This window comes from Moorella sp. E306M (assembly GCF_006538385.1).
Taxonomy (GTDB): Bacteria; Bacillota; DSM-521; order Neomoorellales; family Neomoorellaceae; genus Neomoorella.
In genome coordinates this window covers 604,246-626,714 of the sequence record NZ_BJKO01000001.1, presented here as the reverse complement: position 1 = coordinate 626,714, position 22,469 = coordinate 604,246, and the positions used below count along the sequence as shown (strand labels likewise).

The window sequence follows — 22,469 nt, the reverse complement described above, 5'->3', positions numbered from 1 at the left end:
TTAGGGGAACAATGTATGGCTTGGGCTAACGCCACGAAGACGTGTTTACTGATCAGTGGATTGCGAGGAGCGATTTTACCATGATCGACTGGGCTGAAGTAACAGCGGCAGAGGTTAAAGAACACGGCACGCGGGTCGGGGATACCCTCGGCCCGCTGTCCCGGGAAATTTATACAGGGTGGCTCTACCAGGGCTATTTGGTAGTGGTGCATGAGACGGACGGCGATTTGGCGGCGGTATTTAAGCGGAGTAAAGATGGCTGGCGGCTAATCTGGCTGGATAGTATCAGCCAGGCCGGCCTGGCGATACTTACGGCGGCGGGTGTAAGGTGAGCTTTGGAGTATCGGGGGTGCAGTAATGGGGTGGGTTAAGATTGATGACGGTTTCGCACGGCATCCAAAAGTGGTAAGAGCCGGACCATTAGGTATGGCCATGCAGATAGCGGCACTATGTTATTGCAATCAATATCTTACAGATGGTTTTATCCCCCGATCAATTGTACCGGGATTAATTAACCTGGAAAACCTTAGTTTGGGTGTAGGCCAGAAAATAACCTGGGAGTTGGTGGTAAATGGTTTAATCACAGCTGGATTATGGGAGGAAGTGGAGGGTGGTTACCGGATACATGACTATTTGGACTATCAGCCAAGTAAAGAGCAGGTTCTGGCCGAACGGAAAGCTACGGCAGAAAGAGTAAAGCAGCATAGAGCTAAAAAGGCCGCAAGCAATAGTAACGTAAGAAGTAACAATGATGTAACGCCGTTACAAACAAATAACTACGGCGTTAGTAACAATACTCCCGATCCCGATCCCGATCCCAATCCCGTACCCGATCCCAAAAATAAGGGGAATACCCCCCCTGTATCCCCCCCAGGGGGGACCGGCGGCAAAGAAAGCCCGAAAACCGACTCTGGCAGCTTGACCAATGACGAGTATCAGGAGCACTCGACCGGTAACGACCAATGCCCCAAGAGGCACTCGGACGGCGACCAATGCTCCAAGAAACGGGCTGAGAAGAAAATCAAATATGCTGAATTCGTCAGCCTCACCGAAGAAGAATACTCGTCACTCGTAGCGAGACTCGGTAGCGAAACACGGGCTAAACGCTGCATAGAAATCCTGGACAACTACAAGGGGGCCAGCGGCAGGAAATACCGTTCTGACTACCGGGCTATTCTTAACTGGGTGATCACCAGGCTGGAAGAAGAAGAACAACGAAAAGGAGCGCGACAAGGGCAACAACAGAAGCAAATACCTCGGGCTTTTGCGGGCCTGATGGAACTGGCCGCAGAGGAGGAAGCTCAATTATGACCCTCAAAGAAGCTATTAAACTAGTGGCCTGGGCGACAGCAAACTTTCCTGCCATGCAGGAACGGGACATGAGACCTACGGCGGAATTATGGCACAGGATGCTTGCTGACATACCCTACGAGGTGGCCGAAAAGGCCCTAATGAGCGTACTGGCCAAAGCAAAATACTTCCCCACAGTGGCCGAAATCCGCGAAGCGGCGGCGGAAATAATCAACCCGCAGCTGCCGAGCGCGATGGACGCCTGGGGAGAAGTGGCGCGGGCCGTGAGGGACTACGGCTATTACCGGCAGGAGGAAGCCCTGAATTCATTATCCCCCATTACCCGGCGCGTTGTGGAGAATATCGGCTGGCATGAGATATGCCTTTGCGAGCAACCGGACATAATCCGGGGTCAGTTCCGGATAGCCTACGAGCAGTACGCAAAGAGGGAGAGGGAAGAAGCTATTCTGCCGGCCGAGGTTAAGCAACTAGCCGGGAATAGGGCCAAGATATTAAGCCTGGTTGACAAAATAGGCAAGGCGTTGCCTGGAGGTTCAGCAGGAGGGATAAGCAATGGCTAGACATACCCTGGTGCGCAAATGCGAGCATTGCCTGAAAGCCGATAAAAAATCTAACCACTGCACGGTTTTCACCGAGCCGGGCTGGATGTGGCGCAAAGGCAAATGCTGGGGATATAAGCCCAGGCTAATAGTTTACCTTGGCGGGAGCATCCATGGCCATAGCACCCTGAAGGAAGCTATGACCTGGCGCCTTTACGCGGCCGGCGTCCTGGAGGCGGCCGGCTACGAGGTGCTCAATCCCCTGCACCAGCCCAGGCCCGCAACAGTGGAGGCTATTATCAAGCGCGATCTGCAGGATATCAACCGGGCGGACATCCTCCTGGTGGAAATGGACCATAAGGATAAGCCCTATATAGGCACCAGCATGGAAATTCGCTATGCCTGGGAACGCAAGAAGGAAATTATTCTTTTTGGCCGGGCCAACAGGGAAAGCATTTGGCTGCAGTATCATGCATCAGCCTGGTATGAGGACCTGGGGCAGGCCCTAGCCTATCTAAAAGAGAGGGGGATAAAGCTTTATGGTGACCTTGAAAGAGTTAAACGAAGCCCGGGCGGAATGGCTGAGGGCGCAGCAGGGACTCGAGATGGCCGAGCCCGAGTTTGTGGAGGCGGCGGTATATAGGCTGATGGCGGCCGAAAAGAGGTATGACGCGCTAATCAGGCTGGCAAAGAAAGAAGGGGTTATCCGTGAAGCAAGTTAGTTTAGAGGCGGAGGGGCTGCTTACATGAGGAACTGGAGATAAGGCTTTTTACCGAGATGGAGAGTAAGGAGGCAACAGAATGATTAGCGCCCAGGCCAACCGGGGCCGCCCCCTGGAGGAGTTGATCATCCTTGCTAACCGCCAGTACCGGACGCAACACCTGGCGGTAATCCACAAAGTACCTACAGCCTGGATACCGCTCCGGGATAGCCGGGGCCGGGTAGTAAACGCCAAGGTGGAAGAAAAGGCCGTGGTAGATTTCTTAGGGACCTACCGCGGCTGGCCTCTCGCTTTTGACGCGAAACATTGTTCCGGGGATCGCATCAGGTGGGACCGGGTAGAGGACCACCAGGCCCAGTTTCTCGAGGACTGGGCCAGAGACGAGGGCATCAGTTTTATCCTGGTAGGGTTCGGGATGCAACGGTTTTTTGTGGTGCCCTGGGAGGTATGGCGGGAAGGTCTTCTGAGATGGCGATATGAGCATGGCCCAGCATCTATATCGGTGAAGCAGATGCAACACGAGTGGGAGGTCCGTCGGGGGGGCCAGATCGCCCTGGACTATCTTGCCATAGTGGACAGGTTATTTTTTCGAGGAGGCGGGGAGGAGTGAACAGGGAGAAGGAGCGCGTCAGACAGTGCCTCATGGCTAATTGCCGGGATTACCCGCGGTGCCGGGTCAAATGGGGCAGGGATTGCATCCGGCAGATGGGAAGAAAGATACCGCGGTTAAGGAGCTGGGGACCTGGGTTGATGGTGATATCAGTGGCTCCGGGAGAGGAAATAAGAGTTCGGCGGGTCAGTGGGGATCCGTATTACGGATAATGTTTAGAATGCGTAATAAAAGGGGGCGGTTACAATCATTGACCCTATAGCTCTTTTTAAAAGAATTACATCTGGCGAAATATACCAGATAACTATTGGAGAGGCAATATATACAAAAAGAATAACCCGTAGTTGGGTAAGTTGTGATATTTGTGGTAGGGATATTAGGTTTGGCACGAAAGATACGGTTTATTTGCAGAAAGGAAAAACCGGTAAACGATACTGCCTTAATTGCTTTGATAACTTGGTAAAAAATGCTATATCAAACGGTGAGCCAATAACTATTGACTTCAAATAACTACACATTCCAAAGAAAGTGCGTAGCCGGGAGGGGGACGAATGATTACCGTGGCGGATTATGTGGCCTGGAGGCAGCCGAGAATATTGGCTATACTGGAGGGTTGGCGCCGGGTGGAACGGCACTCGTTGCGCTGGTGGGCCATGCTGATGCAGGAGCGGCCCAAGCCGGGGCGTGGTGGGTTATTGCCAGGTGAGAAGGCGGTATAAAAAAATAACCCCCACCAGGGTTAGGAAAGCGCTCTGCAAATATATTATCTCATACTCCGGTGGGGGTGGCAAGGTGGACGAGGCGCTGTTTTGCAAGGTAGAGAGCATGCTATATAGATACTACCGCAAGTTGCAGGACCTGGAGCGAAAGAAGAAGGCCCTGGCCGGGACGGAGAAACGGATCACAGAAATAAGGAAACTCCTGGCCGAGGCAGACGACTTCATCCCGTCCTTTGGCCTGGTGGGTAATTATCTGGCCGTGGTAGGAGGTAAATCTGACGGCCCGCCGGCGGACCATACAGCCAGGGCATACGATGCCTATACTTACTCGGTTGAACGGCTGGCGGCCGAACTGGCCCGGCTGGGGAAGCGGCGGATAAGCCTGAAGCTGCGGATAATGACCCTGGAGACCGAGACGGAAGGGATTGAATTTGCGATAGGCTTGCTGGAGCCGGAGGAGCGGCAAATAGTGGAGCAGAAATACCTGTACCGGCGTAGCAACCTGCAGATAGGTATGGCCCTGGGGATGGATGAGAGTACTGTGAGATACCGGCGGCAGGTGATTGTGGAGAAGGTGGCCAGGTGGCTGAGAGTGAAACCTTAAAGGGGGAGCGACAATATGAAACATGAAATCATCAGGGAACCTAAATTTTACGGTTGCGCGACGTGCGGCACGTTACCTAAGGTAAGGTTGCCCAAGAATACACAGCTAGGGGTAGGGTTTGGAAGCATTGAGCTTGAGGCCGATGGGCAAATAGTCTGGTATACGATAAGTGAGCAGCATGGCGATAAAACTGTCAGGTGGCTGGAAAGAAAGTTTAAAAAGATATTGCAGTCGGCTGAGTGCGTTACGCTAAAATTTGACTGCCCGTTGCATGATGAAACATATGAGTATAACAAAGAGGATGGCCAGTGGTATTTGATAGCCCAGGGGCCGGGTTTCGCATGATGCCTTTCCCGAATTTTTCCCGAATTTTTTCCGAGTATAGGAGCTAAATTCTGCTATGATGACTACAGTGGAGCCGTCCGGGAGGGCGGTTCCTTTTTTGTTAGAAAAAAATAAGTGGCACTCATTCCGGAGCGTGATCTATTGTGATTGAATATATTGCTAAATGGGCAGAGCACTTTTTTGTTCTCCCCGTTAGGTGGTTCAGAATACATTACCGCAATTGGCGCGAATTAAGACAAAGGTGCAAGGTTTGCGGGTGCCGGGACAAGTTCGATTTTGACGTTCCTGATGAGGTTTGGCAGGCTGTAGTGCCGCCGAAGTACCAAAACCGAGTGGTTTGCCTGGCGTGTTTCGATGACTTTGCTAAAAAGAAGGAGGTCGATTATTCGGCCTCCATACAAGAACTGTATTTTGCTGGTGATAAAGCAGGACTCACGTTTCGAAAGGTTTAATAATCACAGGCTCCTTTGTTGGCCTGAGAAAGGGAGCTGAACTTATGAAAAAAACTCGTTAGAGATGCTGCAAACTATGTTGACTTTGCTAGTTTGATTTGCGCTGTAGCGGATCAGGCCTGCCGGGCCTATGGCCTAAATCCTGAACAATGGGCTAACATGCCATTAGGAAAACTCGTCGAATATTTGGAGTCTATGCCCAACAGATTGAAAGTAAAATTGAATTAATGAATAGATAACCTGCAAGTTTTTTGCAAGCCTAAAAGAAGCAAGCCGTGGTAATATGGTACCAGAGAGCCGTCCGGGAGGGCGGCTTTTAGTTTGCGGAAAAACCGGTAGCCGACGAGGCGGGTCAGTACACCCCGTACTTTGGCCAGGGGCGGGGGCCGGGGGTGAAAGGAGTGGCGGTACGATCATGGTTCTGTGGGTATGCGGGAAGAATGTGGCTGAGCTAGAAGAAGGCATTGTTTGGGAATTACAAGGTATCTTCACCACCAAAGAAGCAGCGGTTGCTGCATGCAAGAACGAACGCTACTTTATCGGCCCAGTCGAGCTCAATAAGCCTTTACCCGAGGAAACGACATCCTGGGTAGGATGCGAGTATCCGCTGGGGTGAGACTATGCCGAAGCGACTTCCTACACCATGCAATTATCCGGGTTGCCCAAATCTTGTGGAGCCTGGGGAGCGATACTGCCCGGAGCACAAAACGCAGCACTACCGTCGGCAGAATGAACGCCGTGGTACAGCCGCCCAGCGTGGCTACGATGCCCGCTGGCAGAAGGTGCGGGAAATGTACCTGCGTCAGCATCCGTTGTGTGAGATGTGCGAGAGAGAGGGCCGGGTTACACCAGCAACGATGGTACACCACAAGCAACCGATAAGGCATGGTGGTGAGGTACTGAACATGGAGAATCTGATGGCTGTGTGCAGAGCGTGCCATGATAGAATTCACTCGAAGAAAAGCTAAAATTGCCTGCTCAAGCTAGCTTGGCCAGCGAAAAGGGAACTCCCACCCCTGCTTGAGCGGGTTTTTATTTTGGGAGAAGCCATTTGAGGGAGGAATGGCTATGGCTATATGCCAGTATTGCGGAAACGAGTTTGTGCCTTCTAAGTACGCTGGAGGTAGGCAAAGGTTTTGTTCTAAAAAATGCAAGGACAAATGGGACTACGAAAACCCAAAATATCCACCAGTTGTTTGTAAGTATTGCGGTAAGAAGTTTATTCCGAAAGAGGCCAATCGAACGACTTACTGCTCAAGGGAATGTGCTTTTGCCGCTAAAGCTAAGAAATGTAGAACTTGTGGGAAAGTGATAACCGGAAGTCAAAGCGATTATTGTTCAGATGAATGCAAAGAGAAGGCGAATAACCGGGAGATTAAGTGTATAGTCTGCGGCAAGTTATTTAGAGGAAAAACTGGAGCAAAATACTGCTCAGATGAATGTAGAAAAGAAAAAGAAAGACAGAGGGCAAGGGAAAAATACCATCTTTATGAAGTGGAAATAAGTACCAGGGGGCTTCCAATCGTTACTACTTTTCACTCCAAGACCGCGCGCCCGCTCGTTTGCGAGAAAATGTCCCCGATGATGCTTAAGGGAGGTGAGCGGATTGCCAGCAAACGTGGTAACATTTGACAAAATGCAGGTAGGACGCAAGGGCAATGGCAAACACTGGACGAAGGCAGAGGTCGAACGCCGGAAGGCAGCCGCTCAGCTTATTACCCGTCAAAAGCCGAAAGCACCCAAGCCGCCAGCCTGGATTAAGCGCGGCAAGGTTGTCAACGATCCGGAAGTTTATGCCATCTGGCAGAGGGTAATCCGGGATGCGAAGGAGTTAGACCTGCTGGACGCCCTGGACGCCAACACCCTGGCTACCTACTGCAAGCTGGAAGTGGAAAAAGAGAGGGCTATCCAAGAAGGCAACGTAGCTCTGTTCGACCGCCTTGCCAAGACGTCCTTGACATACGCTAAAGCGCTGGGACTAACCCCAGAGGCCCGTGCCAGGCTGGCCAAGAAACGCGCCGACGAGGAAGTAGACCCGAATGCGGACCTCTTTGAATGAGCTTGAAAAACTCCACCCGACAACCCGTTACGCCGTTGAAGTGGTATCCGGGCTGCGTCCTGCCTGCAAGCGGGAATGGCAGGCCTGCGAGCGACACCTTAAAGACTTGCAAAGGCAGGGAACCGACGAGTTCCCTTTTGTTTTTGATGAGAGCCGGGCTAACCGCATATTTGACTGGTTCGAGAGATGTTGCCGGCATGTAAGGGGGCCGTTTGCCGGGCAACTCATTAAGTTGCAGGCCTTTCAAAAGTTTGACCTGGGCTGTCTGTTCGGCTGGGTTCACAAAGACACGGGCCGCCGCAGGTTTAAGAAGTCTTTCAACATGCGTGCCCGGGGCAATGTCAAATCCACCGAGATGTCAGGCATTGCCCTTTACGGCATGTGCGGCGACTGCGTATATCCGCCAGGGCACCCGGAATTGAAGCAGTACGAGGACAGCCCGGAAGTTGAATGCGCCGCTGTGGACCGGGAACAGGCCAAGCGGATCTGGCTGGATGCCAAGAGGATGGGTGAGGCCAGCCCCGACATTCTGAAGCGATTGCGGATCAGGCGGACATACGTCGAGCACCAGAGCCGGGGCGGTTGGCTGAGGCCGCTGTCGAAGGACACAAAGAACAAGGATAGTGGTGCCCCGTGCATAGTGATAATCGACGAGTACCACGCGCACCCAACATCAGATATTCATGACGTTCTATACTCCGGTTTCGGAAAACGCCAGCAGTCCCTGATGTGCATCATCACCACTGCCGGCAAGGACGCTGAAAACAGTCCCTGCAAGAAGGAGTACGACATCTGTTGCAAAATCCTCGACGGCGCTCTGATTGATGAAACCTACTTCGTAATGATCCGGGAACTGGACAAAGGCGACGACCCGCACGATGAAAGCAAGTGGGTAAAAGCCAACCCGGTCCTGCAGGAAGACAACGAATATTCCAGGATACTGCTTGAACAGATCCGGGCCGAACACAATCTGGCTTACGGCAGCGGTGATCCGGATAAAATCAGGGAGTTTCTGACCAAACGGTGTAATTTGTGGCAGGCTGACAGCGAAAATAAATACTTCTCCGGCTGCATGGACAAATGGAAAGCCCTTGCCGTACCGAGAGGTGAATTCCTGCGGCTTGTCCATGGCCGCGAATGCTGGTGCGGAATCGACCTTTCAAAGGCTATAGACCTTACGGCGGCAGGTTTTGTCTTTCGACTTGATGACGGTCGCTATGCCGTAACCGCCCACGGATTTATACCCGAAAACGCGGCCACAAAGCACGAACACACCGACCGCGTGCCTTACAAAGCCTGGGCACAGCAAGGTTGGTGCACGCTTACTGAAGGCGATGTAACAGATGATGAGTTCATCAAGAATTACATCCACGAAAAAGAGTTTGATGAGGAGTGGAAAATTAAAGAAATCTGCTTTGACCCCTACGGGGCCAGGCAGTTTGCAAACGACATGACCAAGAAAGGATACACCTGCGTTGAGATACCGCAGCGCAGAGGCATCCTGTCAGAGCCGACCAAGAAATTCCGGGAATTGACACTCAAAGGCAAAATCGTCCACGACGGTAGCCCGCTGTTAACCTGGTGCCTATCAAATGCCGTGGAAACCAGCGACAGCGACGGTAATATAAAGCTGTCCAAGAAACATAAAGACGACAGCCAGAGGATTGACCTGATGTCGGCATTAATCAACGCCTTTGTCCGGGCAATGTTGAACGAACAGCCGAAGCAATCGGTATATGAAGAGCGGGGGCTGCGTTCTTTATGAAACTCAAAATAACAGACGACCACATTCGCGAAGCCTGCCTGCTGGCGGGCTTTTGTTTGCTGACATATGGCATCTGGCAAATCTATCAGCCGGCCGCCTGGATTGTGGGCGGCTTAATTCTTGTATGGCTGGGAATGCCGCCGAAGCCGCCGAAGGGTGGGCAGTGATATGGGATTGCTTTCAAGACTGCTGTTCAAAAACTACACCATGGAGGACTTCGACCGGGACGTAAAAGCCTGGTTCGGTGCGGGCCAACCCACTATGGCCGGTGTAAGAGTGAACGAACAGACGGCAATGCGTTATATCACAGTCTATTCCTGCGTCCGCGTACTGGCAGAGACACTGGCCTCGCTCCCGTTGTTTGTGTACCGGAGGCGTTCCGATGGAGGGAGCGACAAGGCCCGCGATCACCCGGTTTATGGCCTGTTGCACGACCTGCCGAACGACGAGATGACGTCCCTCACCTGGCGGGAAGCGCAGATGGGTCACCTGGCGCTGTCCGGCAACTGTTACTCGATTATCACCCCCAACCGCCGCGGCCAGCCGGTGGACCTTTACCCCGTAGGCTGGCATTTGGTCGAACCGGTGAGAAACCAGGAGACAGGGAAAATCGAGTATCACATTAACGACCGGGGAAAAATCGAAGTTTTCCCCGCTGAGAGGGTTTTCCATATCCCCGGTCTGGGTTACGACGGCATCAGGGGGTATTCCCCGATCCGCATGGCCCAGGAAGCAATCGGATTGGGGCTTGCGGCAACCGAGTTTGCGGCGCGGTTCTACGCCCAGGGCATGAATATAGGCGGCATCCTGGAACACCCGGGCCAATTGAGTGACAAGGCTTACGAGCGCCTGCAACGGGATGTTGAAAAAAGCTGGTCGGGTCTGAAAAATGCCTGGCGCCCAATCATCCTGGAAGAAGGCATGAAGTTCAACCGTATTCCGATGCCTCTGACAGACGCGCAGTTCGTGGAAACCCGGAAGCTGAACCGGGATGAGATCTGCGGTCTATTCCGGGTACCACCGCATATGATTGCAAACCTGGAACGCGCGACGTTCAGTAATATTGAACATATGTCCCTGGAATTTGTTATGTATACTATGCTCCCCTGGGTGAAGCGCTGGGAGCAGACAATTAACTGGAAGTTATTTACTAAACAGGAACGCGAGCAGGGTTATTATGCTAAGTTTAACCTGTCCGGCCTGCTCCGGGGCGATGCCAAGAGCCGGGCCGAGGCTCTGCACATCATGCGGCAGGACGGCGTAATCAACGCCGACGAGTGGCGGGAGATGGAGGAAATGAACCCGATTGAAGACGGCAGCGGGAAGGTTTACCTTATCAACGGGAATATGATTCCCGTCAGTTCTGCCGGACAGGACGAGGCAAAGAGCGGCCAGGAGCCGGCAGAGCCGGCAAACGAACTGAAGCCGCTTAGAAAAATACTATGGAAAGGCAGGTGATTTAGCGTGAAGAGAAAGTTCTGGCAGTTCCGGGCCGCAGCCGATGAACCCAATGTCGGCGAGCTTCTCCTGTATGGCGTCATCAGCGACAGCAGCTGGTGGGAAGATGAAGTTTCGCCAAAGCAGTTCAAGGCCGACCTTGATGCGCTAGGCGACGTTGATGAAATAAAAGTATTCATAAACAGCGACGGCGGTGACGTATTCGCCGGGCAGGCGATCTACAGCATGCTGAAGCGGCACAAGGCCAAAATTACGGTTTACGTGGACGGTCTAGCCGCCTCTATAGCTTCCGTAATCGCTATGGCCGGGGATACGGTCTATATGCCGAAAAACGCCATGATGATGATCCACAACCCCTGGACAATAGCCTTGGGTACAGCCGACGATTTCCGCAAGTTAGCCGACGACATGGACAAAATCAGAGAATCTCTTATAGTGGCCTACCAGGACAAGAGCGGTCTTGACCGGGAAAAGATCATCGAGATGATGGACGCCGAAACCTGGATGACCGCCGAAGAAGCGGTTGAACTTGGTTTTGCTGACGAAATCGAGCAGGCTAAGCAGGTTGCGGCGTCAATAAGAGGCGACCGGCTGATCATAAACGGCCAGGAGTTTGACCTGCGGCGGTTCAAGAACCCGCCACAGATGGATTTCCTGCCGAAGTTTAAGGCTGGCGTGGTCCCCAATGACGTATCCCGGAAAAAAGCGCCGGAGAACGAGCCATGGGAGGCCCCGACGCTCTCCGATTTCACAAATGAATCCTGGGGCGACCTGTCCGACGCCGAAAAGCGCCGCATTGCCGGCCACTATGCCTGGGCCGCCGCCATGCCGCCTGAAAACTTTGGTGACCTTAAATTGCCGCACCACCGTCCCTCTGACGGCGCCGTGGTATGGCGGGGGGTAGCCAATGCCGCAGCGAGGTTGCCGCAGTCGGACATACCGGATGAGGACGTGGGCAAGGTACAGGCCCATCTCGGCAGCCACTACCGGCAATTTGACCGCACTCCTCCCTGGGAAGAGCAGGAGGACGCCTGGCGGGAGTATGTCCAGGTAAGCCGTATTTTGCGGGACCATACTGATCTCGATTTTGACCTGGCTGCGAGATGGCTGGCTCTCCGTGAGTCTCTGTTCCCGGAATTCAGAGATGCGGGCCGTGTTCTGTCGGCGGCCAACGAGCAGCGGATCAGACAGGCGAGGGACCTGCTGGATGATGTGCTCAACCAGCTGGCGACTGATAACGACGATCAAAACAATGACGCCGATGCCAGTTTGAACCAGCGGCAACCGCCGCTGTCTTTATTACAGCTGCAAATCCAAATTAACAAAAACAAAATCGGGAGGTAGAAAAAGATGAATTTACAGGAACTCAGGCAAAAACTCGGTAATCTGTGCGACCAGCAGCAGGCGATTGTTGACAAGGCTGTTTCCGAGGGCCGTGCCCTGACGGAAGAAGAGAAGAAGCAATTTGACAACCTTCAAGCGCAGATTGACGGATTAAACGAAACCATTAAGGCGGCAGAAGCGGTCCAGGCGCGGGCGGATAAACTGAACGAACCTGCCGACAAACCTTTCCGTCCGGCGCTTGACCCCAGGATTGACGCTGGATACAGGCAGCAGGACAAACTCGACGACGGTGGCTTCAAAAGCCTGGGCGAATTTATTCACGCCGTGCGCTTCGGTGACCCGAAAGGACGCTTAGATAACCTGCCCCGGGGCCAGGGCCAGGGTGGCGGTATTGAAGTGCCCGACGCTTTCAAAGCGCAGATCATGCCCTGGCGGTTTAAGGCGGAGTGGCGGATGGACGAAGGCGCCAGCGGCGGCTTTGCCGTACCGACCCAGTTCCGCGATGACATGTTGATGTTGCGGCCGGAAGAGGCTATCGTGCGGCCCAGGGCTACCGTCATTCCTGCCGGCGATCCGCCCGACGGGATGATTACCATTCCGGCCTTCGACCAGGGCGCTAAAGGCGTGTTTGGCGGCGTGGAAGTATACTGGGTCGGCGAGGGTGAAGAAAAACCCGAAACCGGGGCCGGCCTCCGAGAAGTTTCCCTGCAGCCGCATGAAGTGGCCGCCCACACGGTGGTTACCGACAAGCTGCTCCGCAACTGGCAGGCCGCTTCCAGCTTTATTTCCACTTTGCTGCGCAGCGCGGTCGTGGCTGCCGAGGACATGGCCTTCCTGCGCGGTAACGGCGTGGCGAAACCTATCGGCGTCCTGAACGGTGCCGGGACGATAGCCGTGAACCGGGCTGTTGCCGGTCAGATAACCTCCAATGACGTTATCAACATGCTTGCCAAACTCCTGCCCGAATCCAAGCAGCGGGCTGTATGGATTGCCAACCAGAGCGCCCTGCCGCAGATTGCCACCTTGCAGGACGCTGCGGGTAATTACATCTTCATCAAGGGCGATGCTACGCGAGGGATTCCTGACACCTTGCTGGGCATTCCCATCAGGTTTACTGGCAAGACCCCTGCACTGGGCCAGAAGGGCGACTTAATCCTGGTAGACTTCACGTACTACCTGATCAAAGACGGCAGCGGTCCATTCGTTGCGGCTTCCGAGCACGTCTACTTCAAGCAGAACAAAACGGTTATCAAAGTGTTCTGGAACGTTGACGGCAAAGGCTGGGTGAATGAACCGCTCACGCTGGAAGATGGCATCACCAAGGTTAGCCCCTATGTGGTGCTGGACGTACCGGCGGCCTAAAGTTAACAATTAACAAACTAACTGGGGAGGGATAAACCCTCCCCTCAACATTTGAAAGGAGAGATGTTTAATGACGAGCATGAAGCTTTCCGAACTGGTCCAGGTTAAACAGGCCGTTGTCCCCCAGGATATCGTCGGCGGCAAGACCAGCGCTTACTACAGCATGACCGGCATTGGGCGGGTCCTTGCTGCGCTTACTACTGGTACGATTGCCCAAACCAAGAAAGCAACTATCCAGCTTATGCAGGCCAAAGATGCTGCTGGCACTGGCGCAAAAGTCCTCGGAAGCGCCGTAGAAAAAGTTGTTGCTGACGCGGCTGGTGAGGCAATTTTCCTTACAGCGGAAGCCAAGGCGTCCGAACTTGATCTAGCTAACGGATACACACATGTTGCGGTCCAGGTAAGCAGCGACAACGCCACGGCTGTAAACGGAGCGGCGATCCTGATTTTCGGTGACCTGGCTTTCCGCGGCTAGGGGGTAAGGACAGATGCCTAGCTATCGAGTGATAGCCGAGTTTATTGATAAGGAAACCGGCCGGCGCTGCTTTCCGGGAGAAGTAGTGGACATAACTTCGTCTGCGAGAGTTAATAAGCTGGCGGGCATCGGCGTGATTGACCCGGAACCCGTAGAAACAAACGTCCAGGAAGCCGCTCAGGAAGATAGCGCGGAACAAGAGGGCAACGGACAGCCGCAGGCAACGGCAGAAGAGCAGCTAAGCGTCGTGCCCGAGGAAGAAAAGCCCGTCAAAGCAAAGGCCAAAGCGAAGTAGACAAATGGAGGGGGTGGTAGGCCTTGTTCCGGGGGCTCGTGCTTGTGTCTCCACCAACAGAGGAACCAGTCAGTCTGGCGGAAGCAAAAAACCACCTGCGAGTAGACGTCGCGGATGACGACGGCTTAATTTCGGCCTTGATTATCGCCGCCCGCGAATACTGCGAGGCCTTCCAGAACAGGGCCTACATCACCCAGACCTGGCAATTGTGGCTGGACGCCTGGCCGAATGGCAGCGAAATCAAGATACCCCGCCCTCCACTTCAGGCGGTGAACAGTGTCAAGTATTACGGCGCCGACAATGCCGAATACGTTCTGCCGCCGTCTGAATACATCGTTGATAGTGCGGGCGAACCTGGGCGCATTGTCCTGGCCTACGGAAAAAGCTGGCCGTCGGTCGCCTTGCGGCCTGCAAATGCGGTGTGCGTCGAGTTTGTGGCCGGCTACGGCGGCGCCGACAAGGTGCCCCGGCGGGTGAAGCAGGCGATGCTACTCTTGATAAGCCACTGGTACGACACAAGAGAAATTGCTGCAGTAGGGCATGTAACGGCAGAAGTACCGTTTACCGTTAACGCTTTGCTCTGGCAGGAACGGGTGGTGCCGCTATGAATGCCGGGGAACTGAGGCACCGTGTGACATTCCAGAAACGCGGCATTGACCCCACGACAGGCGGCCTGACCGGCTGGGTAGATTATGTGACGGTGTGGGCTAAAGTAGAAGACCTCTCCGGGCGCGACTACTTTCAGGCGCAAATGTTGGGCGAAGCCTCTTTGGTGACATCCAGGATAACGGTCAGGTGGCGGCCCGAAATAGATCCGCATATGCGCGTGAAGTTTGGTGGTCGGTTTTTTGATATAAAAGCTATCCTCGATCCCGACGGTCGCAGGAGGTCCATGCAGATCATGTGCGCCGAGGTGAGGTAAATGGCCCTGGGCGACCAGACGCGGCAGTACATACGGAACAAAATGGCCGGCATGTGGGGACTGCTGGAAGAAGAGGCAGCCGACCTGCAGGAATACGCGCAGGCCCATGCTGCCTGGATGGACCGGACAGGGGAGGCCAGAAAAGGTATACGCGCTGGGGTAAAGACGAGAAGGGGCGGTTTTATCCTTTATCTGGAACATACCACGTGGTATGCCCGCTTCCTCGAAAAAGGGACACAACCGCATGAAATAGAACCGGATGTCAAAAAGGCCCTGTCCTGGGCAGGGACGGAGCATCCTCTCGCCGGGAAAATCAGGCATCCGGGTATAAAGTCATACGCCGTGCTCGTACCGACTGTTGACGCGAACATCGGCCGTATTACAAGGGATATACTCGACTACTGGGGCGATTAAAATGCGCGCTACAATCAGGCAGATGCTCATAGAAAAAGTACCCCAGGTGCAGGGGCGGGTTTACGAACCCCACGTTGCCAATCCGGGTGCAGGAAAACCGTTCCTCGTTGTCAGGGAAGGAGTTCAGGACCGGGGCGCCGACTGGGCCGCTTTTTCAACCGTCGTTGAGGTATGGCCGTATGTTGACCGCACGACGTTCCAACAGGTTGATGCTCTGGCCGGAGCAGTAATTAACGTATTGCACAGAGCCCGCTTTACCGACAGCGGGGAGCAGTATTTGATAGATTACCTGGGCACCGTCGGCCAGGACTTTGCTGACGATGATTGGGATGCTATCACCCGGGGCCTTCGGTTCCGGGTTTTTGCTTTAGGTTGGCTCAACGGCCTCACCTACGACCCGGACCCGGTGTCTGTAATGCGCAGCTGGACTGCGGCGACCTGGCCGGAAGTGCAGACGGACCCGGCTACATGGTCCCCTGCAGATACAGCGCCTGGAGTTTACTGGAGGCTGGTGCGGCTAACACCGGTATCGCAAACGCAGGCGGTGAACTGGATTGAAGCGCAGATAACGGGCCACGTCCTGGCACCAAGCCCGGCGGTGCGGCTGTCCTGGGTGCGGAAGATTACAGAAGGCATAGTGAAACAGCGCAGGCTTAAAATGCTAGACGGAGGGCCTCTGGAACTGCTGAGAGTTGCCGCTGACAGCGAAGCCGACCCGATGAGGCAGGGGCAGGTACAGCTGACGGCAAGATTCGGAGTGCTGCAGCCTGCTGTCCAGGCTGTACTTCTGAGCAGGGCTGTTGTTGGCGGTGCGCTTACCGGGGAGGTGACGTAGTTTGGCTGAAGCGAAGAAAACCGTTGTTGAACAGCTACAAGAGTCCGTTTACAGCCGCGACGAACTTATTGCCGCGGCTGTTTCTTTTGGCGTGAAGCCGGAAGTAGTTGCTGGAGCTTTACGGCTGGCCGGCAAGGACAGCATGACGAGAACGGAGGCCGAAAAGGCGATTAAAGCATTCTTGGAAAGGAAGGTGTAGGTAGATGGCTGGTGCTGTATTTCAGGTAGGCGAACAAAAAATACGCCCCGGAGTGTACGTCCGAGTGACAAACATTGGCGAGCCGCCGGAGGCGATTGTTCCGCAGGGAATAGTAGCGGCTTTATTCCGGGCCTCCTGGGGGCCACTGGCACAGGTGACTTACCTTGAAAATGCGGACGCGGTTACTGCGACTTTTGGTTCTGCCGGCACAATTGACACAGCGCTTGAGGCCTTCCGTGGCGGCTGCCGCAGAGTTGTTGGCTACCGCCTGGGTAGTGGGGGCGCAAAGGCTGCAATTACTCTTAAAGATACCGCTGCTACTCCAGCAGATGTAGTGACTATCACGGCAAAATACGAGGGCGTGCGTGGTAACGATTTTAAGGTAACCGTGAGGGATTCTCTCACCGATACGACCAAGCGGGAACTCCTGCTTTACGAAGGAGTAACGCTGCTGCAGGTGGTTACCTTCGCGAAAGGTACCGGAGAGCCGCAGGCCCTGGTTGATGCAGTTAATGCCTCCAACAGCCCGTACATTACCGCTGCAAAGGTGGCGGATGGGAACGGTATTCTGGCTGCCGTTACCCAGCAGGCACTCACCGGCGGCCAGGACCCGACCGTAGACGGTGCAAGCTACAGCGCAGGGCTTTTGGCTATCGAAGCCATCGACTGGAACGTGCTGGCCGTGGACAGCGAGGACCCGGTAACTCATGTAGCGGTGCAGACCTACATCGACAGGGTGCGTAATGAAGGCAAGCGGGTTATCGCTGTCGTTGGTGAGCCGACCAGCGTGCAGCTTTCCACCAGGCTTACCAACGCCAAAGCCTTCAACGACCCGGCTATTGTCTACGTGGCCAACGGCTTCAAAGGTTCCGACGGCGTGATCCGGGAAGGCTACAAGGCTGCGGCCAGGGTAGCGGGTATGATTGCGGCGGCCAGCATCACGGAAAGCCTTACTCATGCGGTGGTACGAAATGCCACTGAACTTGTCGGCGCCCTTACCAATGCCGATATCGAACAGGCCATCCAGTCCGGCGCCCTGGTATTTACCATGAGCGCCCAGAAGCAGGTACAGATCGAGTACGGCATCAACACCTTTATCACCGTTACCGCCACCATGGACGCCGGCTGGAAGAAGATCCGCCGTGTGAGGACCAGGGACAACCTGATGGACCGCATTGCGGCCATCTGGGATCCGCTCATCGGTAAGATTAATAACAGCCCGGATGGGCGGGCTACGCTTATTGCCGCTGCCCAGGGCGTTATCAACAAGATGATTGCCGAGGGTGCGTTGCTCCAGGGGACGATTTATGAAGATCCAAACAACCCGCCCGCCGGCGATAGTGCCTGGTTTGTCGTACAGGTTGATGATTTAGACAGCGCCGAAAAAGTTTATATCACATTTGCGTTCCGCTTCTCGCCTGATACCCAGAGCTAACGGAGGTGGGATAAATGTCTGACGGGCGTTATGTTTTCCGCTCTTGCGTGCCTGATGGGGCTATTGATATAGCTAATGTAGCACCTGGCGACGTAATCAACCGCGCCTGGTCTTTCCGGGTGAATGAACCCCCGGATATCCAGGAGTTGCTTGATAGTGGAAGTCTAGACCCCCGAAATATTTTAAGGGGTTACGATGGTGAACTTTACGACGGCGACGGCAACTTTTTGGCCGAGGTGAATTCCTGGCAGGCCCAGATCAACTTTACTAATACCGACTACCAGGCCGCAGGGCAGAAAATTAGCTGGGCCATACCACAAAGCTACACCGTCACCCTGACTTTCACCGAGACGGTTATCCGCGACGCCACGCTGCTCCAGAAGGTTATTGCCGGGCTGAAGAAAGGCCAACCGGATGTCGTACTGAACTTTATGGGCGTGTTGCGGAGCCATGCTTAAAAGGAGGCCAGCTAAATGAACGAAGATAGGCGCGAAGAACTGCTTGCTGCTGAGCACACTATCCTCCAGGACGTAGCTGGTGTCTTGGAGGCTATGGAGACGATTACCCATTACGAAGTCTATGAGGTAATCCGGGAGGGTAAAAAGCTATTCTCTTTCCGGGTGCGGGGCCTTGACGATGAAGAGATGGAGAAATGCCGGGACCAGGCCACCAAAGTTGTTAAAAACCGTCGCCTGGGTGGCCTAACTATGCCTGGAGATTTTAATGCAGCCAAGTATAATTCGCTTATGATATACGCTGCTACCCACCCGGACGACCGGAAGTGGCTTTGGGATAACAAGGATCTATGGCAAAAGGCTAACGCTACTTCTGGATGGCAGGTAGTAGATAAGGTTTTGCGGCGCGGCGAGAAAGAAGCGGTTATAGAGTTAATAGAGCGTTTGAGCGGATACGGGACAGAAGAACAAGAGAACCTTGAGGAAACCTTAAAAAACTCATAAAGGCTGGGGGCCGGGCCGCTTTGCTTCACCACCTCTTTCAGCGGCTCAGTATTACCCCCGATGAATTCTACGCAAAACCCTACAAGGTGAGGTCCTTCATGCTGGCCTCCATGCAGGTACAACTTGAGGCCGAAGAAGAGGAACGCCGGGAGATAGAAAGGAGGGCGAGGGGCGGTGGCCAGTGAAGTTTACAGGGTAGAGATACCCATCATTGTAGACGACCAGAGCGAAGCGCCGCTTGAACGTGCCCGCGAGCGGGTGAGCCGCCTCGAAAAAGAGGCAAGAAAGCGCAACGAAATGATCCGCAAGCATTTTGAAAACGTAGCCAGACTTAAAATCGAACCGGTGATGCGGATAAGGGACAAACTCACGGCGGGCGTGCTCAAGGCGGACAGGCTTGTTAAGATGCTCGGGGCAGAACAGGCCGCCCCCGTCCTCGCCGCCCAGGACAAAGTTTCTGCCGTAGTGCTACGGGTTAACCAGCTAATTGACGCCCTGGAGAAAAACAAAGTTGACGTGCTGGCCGACATGAAGGGGCCGCTTATAGAGGAAATCAACGAGGCCAGGACCGCGCTGGTGGCTTTGAGCAAGGTCCAGTCCGCGCCGGTTGCGGAACTGCGCGGAAAATTGTTTGCGCAGCTTACCAGGGCGATGGCCGTGGCTCGGCAGCTCGACCAGGTAAGAGCGGAACCGCAGGCGAACCTGCGAGAGCGGGTCATTACTAAAGCGCGAGAGATAATGAGCGTTCTGCGGGGTTTAACGTCTCGGGCCTGGAACATAACCCTGGGAATTAAAGATACCGCCCTGGGTGCCGTCAGGCGGCTTACCAGCATAATAACGTCACCCCTGGGGTTGCTGGGCGTCGGGGTTGGAGGGGCCGCTGCAATTACTGGACTAATTAAAGCCCCCCTGGAACTGGCCGGCAATATGGAGCAAGCGCGGATCGGCTTTACTACCATGCTTGGCAGCGCCGAGAAAGCAACAGCATTCGTCAAAGACCTTCAACTCTTTGCCGCCAAAACGCCGTTTGAGTTCCCACAGTTGCAAGAAAGCAGTCGTCTGCTACTGGCCTTCGGATTTGCGGCCGAGGATGTACTGCCGATGATGACAGCTATAGGTAACGCCGCCGCAGGGTTGGGAGTAGGTGCCGAAGGCATTGACCGGGCTGTTAGAGCCCTGGGGCAGATGAGGGCCAAGGGCAAAGTTAGCGCTGAGGAGATTATGCAGCTGACGGAAATAGGCATCCCGGCTTATGATATATTGCAGAAAAAGTTCGGCCTCAGCGCAAAACAGATGGATAATCTAGGTAAAGCTGGTATTAGCGCTGATGCCGCGATTAAGGCCCTTGTGGAAGGCATGAATGAACGTTTCAAGGACATGATGAAAAACCAGAGTGTGTCTCTCTTTGGCCTGGGGAGCACCATTAAAGACATCTTCAACATGCAGATTTTATACCGGTGGGGCGAAGGCCTGCGCCAGGCTATTCAGCCTAGGGTCCTGCGCCTGGTGGAATGGTTTGAGCAGAATGGGGATACCGTAGAGCGATGGGGTAATACCCTTGAACGGACTGCCAGGGAAGCCGGCGAGGCGCTTATGCGAAACCTGGAAAGTGCATTTGGGTATATCCGGGCGCGTTACCTGGATAACCCTGAGTTTCAGCAGTTGGATTTTGCGGGGAAGGTTAATTTTGTCATAGACGACCTTACGGCCGTTTTTGACACCTGGTGGAACGGCCCGGGAGGGGCAAAGGTTAGGGATTTAGGAAGTAAATTAGGATCGAGTTTTATAAACTCTATGGGTAAAGCTGCTTTAGAGGCAGTTCTCAATCATCCTTTGCTTGCTCTGTTGGTTGGGGGATACCTTGGCTTAGCTACGCCAGGACCTCTTACGGTGAAAATAACCGTTGCGTTAAGTTTATTGGCAGCAGGAGAGGTATTAAAAATACTTAATTGGCTTGCTGAAAGAAGTCCTTTAAATCCAGAGCCTAAAATCAGACAACAACTCGAGGCCTGGGAAACGTTTGAGAAACGGAGAGCTACAGCACCTAAGGCAGAGCCTTTGTTTGGGGGGCAAAGCATAGTTCCGGCTCATGCCTTTGGTGGGATATATAGTAGGCCCCATATAGGTTTATTCGCCGAAGCTGGCCCAGAAGCTTTAATTCCTCTTTCTGGTCGTATGAGAAACAGAGGAATAGATTTATGGTATAGAGTTGGGTCTATATTAGGGACCCTGCCGATGTCGCCCAACATGAGTGGTTTTGCTGGGCCAATGCCAGTAGCGGTTCCTGCTACTGCGAACGTCGGCGGCTTTGGCAGAATAATTACTGGGCCAATCAATGTAACGCTAAATGTAACTGCTTCAGAAGGGCAGGATGTACTCCAGGTTATTAGGGCAAATTATAGGGTAATCGCGAATGAAGTCGCGGAAGTAATAGCGGAGGGGGTAAAGAGTAGCTATCAAAATATGCCAAAATAAAAGAAGGATTTTCCTGTCTCTTTGGCTAATTCCTCCATTTAAAGTTTTTATGGAGGTGGCTTTAGTAACATGCGGGTTGCTGCTTTGATTTTAGGACTAATCGGCAGCTTGCTGGGTTTGATATCTAGTTATTTAGTAGCAAATGTTATTAGCATAGCTAAAAGCTGGGCACAAGCGACGGGTGTAAACTTTACAGAAAACTGGGGACTAGTCGGAATTACCGACCCAGGCACTATTGAGGCTTTGGGATGGATTACGATGATTTGCTTTGTTGTATCTGTAGTTGGCGCGGCATTTGCCTTAAGTAAACCTAAAATAGCTGGTTGGGCTATGATAATACCAGCCGCAGTGGTTTTTCTTTTTGGTGTCGTTAACGTTACTATAGGGATCAGTTCTGTTTTTTTAATCTTGGCTGGAATATTTAGTCTTATAGAGGCAAAGCAAGAGAATCGAAACGTAGAAATAGAAGAAAATGAGGAGGTTTATACTGAAGACACTTCGCTTAAATCCCTGTTCAAAGCATGGTGGCAGGCCGGGAAAAAGGATGACCACAATTTAGGGGGCGACTAATAATGTGCGGCAAAAATGCAGATAAAGCTTATCTGCTAAAGCGTTTGAGTGAAAACATAAGCGGGTGATCCTCATGGATTTCTACCTCATCGGTTCTTGATAAGGAGGGAAAATTTTGGATAAACGCTTGGAAACTCCTGAGCATATCACTGCAATAGCTTTTCTTGAAGCGATATATCAAGATGATGTTGGTGCTTTTTGGAGGCTCCTAAGCTCGGAGGGGCGAGGATTTTTCAAGGGGCTCTGGTATGGGAAAGGAATATTTACCCTTGAAGAACTTAAGGGTCTTAGCGAAGAGAATTTCTTTATAAAAGAGCAGCTGAAGGCGGTTTTGAAAACTATTAGAGCTTCACTGGGAGAAAACTTCTTGAATAATGTAGGTATTAGCGAAAAAATTATCCAAGATGATGCTTTGCACAAAAGAGTAAAATTGATACCTAATATTGGTAAATCTGAGGTTGTTTTTATCAAGCCAACTTTGGTAGAGACGTTATTCATTCCACTTGTCTATGAATTAGAAGATAAAGAAAACCAAATGGTGGGGTATTGGAAAATCGATTATTTAAAAATGATTAAAGGGTAATCTCGGTGGGATGTAAA

Annotated in this window: 32 protein-coding genes; all 32 read left to right on the top strand. The window is 53.2% G+C overall.

The features are described from left to right. The first annotated feature begins 80 nt into the window (after positions 1–80). The 32 genes from FLZ89_RS03330 to FLZ89_RS03190 all read left to right on the top strand — a co-directional run bounded on the left by FLZ89_RS03330 (position 81) and on the right by FLZ89_RS03190 (position 22,452). On the top strand, positions 81–332 hold the full coding sequence (locus FLZ89_RS03330) for a hypothetical protein (protein ID WP_141304372.1): 252 nt from the start codon (positions 81–83) through the stop codon (positions 330–332). A gap of 25 nt (positions 333–357) precedes the next feature. After that, positions 358–1,311 (top strand): hypothetical protein, encoded by a 954-nt coding sequence (locus FLZ89_RS03325; RefSeq protein WP_141304371.1) that lies wholly within the window; start codon positions 358–360, stop codon positions 1,309–1,311. Further along, the gene (locus FLZ89_RS03320; RefSeq protein WP_141304370.1) at positions 1,308–1,871 is read left to right on the top strand and encodes a replicative helicase loader/inhibitor; all 564 of its coding nucleotides are present in this window, start codon (positions 1,308–1,310) and stop codon (positions 1,869–1,871) included. The genes FLZ89_RS03325 and FLZ89_RS03320 overlap by 4 nt, the downstream gene beginning before the upstream one ends. Further along, the gene (locus tag FLZ89_RS03315; RefSeq protein ID WP_141304369.1) at positions 1,864–2,493 is read left to right on the top strand and encodes a nucleoside 2-deoxyribosyltransferase; all 630 of its coding nucleotides are present in this window, start codon (positions 1,864–1,866) and stop codon (positions 2,491–2,493) included. Before FLZ89_RS03320 ends, FLZ89_RS03315 begins: the two co-directional genes overlap by 8 nt. After that, the gene (locus FLZ89_RS16500) at positions 2,456–2,572 is read left to right on the top strand and encodes a hypothetical protein (RefSeq protein WP_373995599.1); all 117 of its coding nucleotides are present in this window, start codon (positions 2,456–2,458) and stop codon (positions 2,570–2,572) included. The genes FLZ89_RS03315 and FLZ89_RS16500 overlap by 38 nt, the downstream gene beginning before the upstream one ends. A gap of 79 nt (positions 2,573–2,651) precedes the next feature. Continuing rightward, entirely contained in the window at positions 2,652–3,182 is a 531-nt protein-coding gene (locus FLZ89_RS03305; protein ID WP_141304367.1) for a Holliday junction resolvase RecU, read from the top strand. A 551-nt stretch (positions 3,183–3,733) separates the two neighbouring features. Beyond that, the gene (locus FLZ89_RS15550; protein ID WP_172613420.1) at positions 3,734–3,901 is read left to right on the top strand and encodes a hypothetical protein; all 168 of its coding nucleotides are present in this window, start codon (positions 3,734–3,736) and stop codon (positions 3,899–3,901) included. A gap of 73 nt (positions 3,902–3,974) precedes the next feature. Further along, entirely contained in the window at positions 3,975–4,505 is a 531-nt protein-coding gene (locus FLZ89_RS03300) for a hypothetical protein (protein ID WP_141304366.1), read from the top strand. A gap of 15 nt (positions 4,506–4,520) precedes the next feature. Continuing rightward, positions 4,521–4,850 carry a hypothetical protein gene (locus FLZ89_RS03295; RefSeq protein ID WP_141304365.1) on the top strand — a complete coding sequence of 110 codons (330 nt, stop codon included), beginning with the start codon at positions 4,521–4,523 and terminating at the stop codon, positions 4,848–4,850. A gap of 867 nt (positions 4,851–5,717) precedes the next feature. After that, on the top strand, positions 5,718–5,918 hold the full coding sequence (locus FLZ89_RS15545) for a hypothetical protein (RefSeq protein ID WP_172613419.1): 201 nt from the start codon (positions 5,718–5,720) through the stop codon (positions 5,916–5,918). Positions 5,919–5,922: 4 nt separating this feature from the next. Continuing rightward, positions 5,923–6,270, top strand: coding sequence for an HNH endonuclease (locus FLZ89_RS16495; RefSeq protein WP_141304364.1), 348 nt, complete (start codon positions 5,923–5,925; stop codon positions 6,268–6,270). 52 nt (positions 6,271–6,322) lie between these two features. After that, complete coding sequence (locus tag FLZ89_RS03285) at positions 6,323–6,934, top strand: hypothetical protein (RefSeq protein ID WP_141304363.1); 612 nt, start codon at positions 6,323–6,325, stop codon at positions 6,932–6,934. Next, positions 6,909–7,361: a P27 family phage terminase small subunit gene (locus FLZ89_RS03280; RefSeq protein ID WP_141304362.1), complete on the top strand. Its 453-nt coding sequence runs from the start codon at positions 6,909–6,911 to the stop codon at positions 7,359–7,361. The genes FLZ89_RS03285 and FLZ89_RS03280 overlap by 26 nt, the downstream gene beginning before the upstream one ends. Continuing rightward, a complete protein-coding gene (locus FLZ89_RS03275; RefSeq protein WP_141304361.1) occupies positions 7,342–9,126 on the top strand; it encodes a terminase large subunit in 1,785 nt (594 codons plus the stop codon). The genes FLZ89_RS03280 and FLZ89_RS03275 overlap by 20 nt, the downstream gene beginning before the upstream one ends. Continuing rightward, positions 9,123–9,293 carry a hypothetical protein gene (locus FLZ89_RS15540; RefSeq protein WP_172613418.1) on the top strand — a complete coding sequence of 57 codons (171 nt, stop codon included), beginning with the start codon at positions 9,123–9,125 and terminating at the stop codon, positions 9,291–9,293. Before FLZ89_RS03275 ends, FLZ89_RS15540 begins: the two co-directional genes overlap by 4 nt. A gap of 1 nt (position 9,294) precedes the next feature. Further along, positions 9,295–10,584, top strand: a complete 1,290-nt coding sequence (locus FLZ89_RS03270) for a phage portal protein (protein ID WP_141304360.1) — start codon at positions 9,295–9,297, stop codon at positions 10,582–10,584. 6 nt (positions 10,585–10,590) lie between these two features. Further along, positions 10,591–11,928 (top strand): head maturation protease, ClpP-related, encoded by a 1,338-nt coding sequence (locus tag FLZ89_RS03265; RefSeq protein WP_141304359.1) that lies wholly within the window; start codon positions 10,591–10,593, stop codon positions 11,926–11,928. Positions 11,929–11,934: 6 nt separating this feature from the next. Beyond that, positions 11,935–13,290 carry a phage major capsid protein gene (locus FLZ89_RS03260; RefSeq protein WP_141304358.1) on the top strand — a complete coding sequence of 452 codons (1,356 nt, stop codon included), beginning with the start codon at positions 11,935–11,937 and terminating at the stop codon, positions 13,288–13,290. 70 nt (positions 13,291–13,360) lie between these two features. Then, entirely contained in the window at positions 13,361–13,765 is a 405-nt protein-coding gene (locus tag FLZ89_RS03255; protein ID WP_141304357.1) for a hypothetical protein, read from the top strand. A 13-nt stretch (positions 13,766–13,778) separates the two neighbouring features. Continuing rightward, entirely contained in the window at positions 13,779–14,060 is a 282-nt protein-coding gene (locus FLZ89_RS03250) for a hypothetical protein (protein ID WP_141304356.1), read from the top strand. 44 nt (positions 14,061–14,104) lie between these two features. Further along, positions 14,105–14,668 (top strand): head-tail connector protein, encoded by a 564-nt coding sequence (locus FLZ89_RS03245; protein ID WP_172613417.1) that lies wholly within the window; start codon positions 14,105–14,107, stop codon positions 14,666–14,668. Positions 14,669–14,691: 23 nt separating this feature from the next. Beyond that, positions 14,692–14,982 carry a phage head closure protein gene (locus tag FLZ89_RS03240; RefSeq protein ID WP_172613416.1) on the top strand — a complete coding sequence of 97 codons (291 nt, stop codon included), beginning with the start codon at positions 14,692–14,694 and terminating at the stop codon, positions 14,980–14,982. Beyond that, positions 14,983–15,396 carry a hypothetical protein gene (locus FLZ89_RS03235; protein ID WP_141304353.1) on the top strand — a complete coding sequence of 138 codons (414 nt, stop codon included), beginning with the start codon at positions 14,983–14,985 and terminating at the stop codon, positions 15,394–15,396. It begins immediately after the preceding gene. A 1-nt stretch (position 15,397) separates the two neighbouring features. After that, the gene (locus FLZ89_RS03230) at positions 15,398–16,231 is read left to right on the top strand and encodes a hypothetical protein (RefSeq protein WP_141304352.1); all 834 of its coding nucleotides are present in this window, start codon (positions 15,398–15,400) and stop codon (positions 16,229–16,231) included. A gap of 1 nt (position 16,232) precedes the next feature. Beyond that, the gene (locus FLZ89_RS03225; protein ID WP_141304351.1) at positions 16,233–16,430 is read left to right on the top strand and encodes an oligoribonuclease; all 198 of its coding nucleotides are present in this window, start codon (positions 16,233–16,235) and stop codon (positions 16,428–16,430) included. A 4-nt stretch (positions 16,431–16,434) separates the two neighbouring features. After that, positions 16,435–17,865: a phage tail sheath subtilisin-like domain-containing protein gene (locus tag FLZ89_RS03220; protein ID WP_141304350.1), complete on the top strand. Its 1,431-nt coding sequence runs from the start codon at positions 16,435–16,437 to the stop codon at positions 17,863–17,865. 14 nt (positions 17,866–17,879) lie between these two features. Beyond that, positions 17,880–18,323 carry an endoglucanase gene (locus FLZ89_RS03215; protein WP_141304349.1) on the top strand — a complete coding sequence of 148 codons (444 nt, stop codon included), beginning with the start codon at positions 17,880–17,882 and terminating at the stop codon, positions 18,321–18,323. 15 nt (positions 18,324–18,338) lie between these two features. Continuing rightward, entirely contained in the window at positions 18,339–18,824 is a 486-nt protein-coding gene (locus tag FLZ89_RS03210; RefSeq protein WP_141304348.1) for a phage tail assembly chaperone, read from the top strand. A gap of 20 nt (positions 18,825–18,844) precedes the next feature. Beyond that, a complete protein-coding gene (locus tag FLZ89_RS03205; RefSeq protein WP_253256396.1) occupies positions 18,845–19,009 on the top strand; it encodes a hypothetical protein in 165 nt (54 codons plus the stop codon). Further along, positions 18,999–21,299, top strand: coding sequence for a tape measure protein (locus tag FLZ89_RS03200; protein WP_141304346.1), 2,301 nt, complete (start codon positions 18,999–19,001; stop codon positions 21,297–21,299). Before FLZ89_RS03205 ends, FLZ89_RS03200 begins: the two co-directional genes overlap by 11 nt. 69 nt (positions 21,300–21,368) lie before the next feature. Further along, positions 21,369–21,869 carry a hypothetical protein gene (locus FLZ89_RS03195; protein WP_141304345.1) on the top strand — a complete coding sequence of 167 codons (501 nt, stop codon included), beginning with the start codon at positions 21,369–21,371 and terminating at the stop codon, positions 21,867–21,869. A gap of 115 nt (positions 21,870–21,984) precedes the next feature. Beyond that, positions 21,985–22,452 carry a hypothetical protein gene (locus FLZ89_RS03190; protein ID WP_141304344.1) on the top strand — a complete coding sequence of 156 codons (468 nt, stop codon included), beginning with the start codon at positions 21,985–21,987 and terminating at the stop codon, positions 22,450–22,452. Positions 22,453–22,469: the final 17 nt, after the last annotated feature.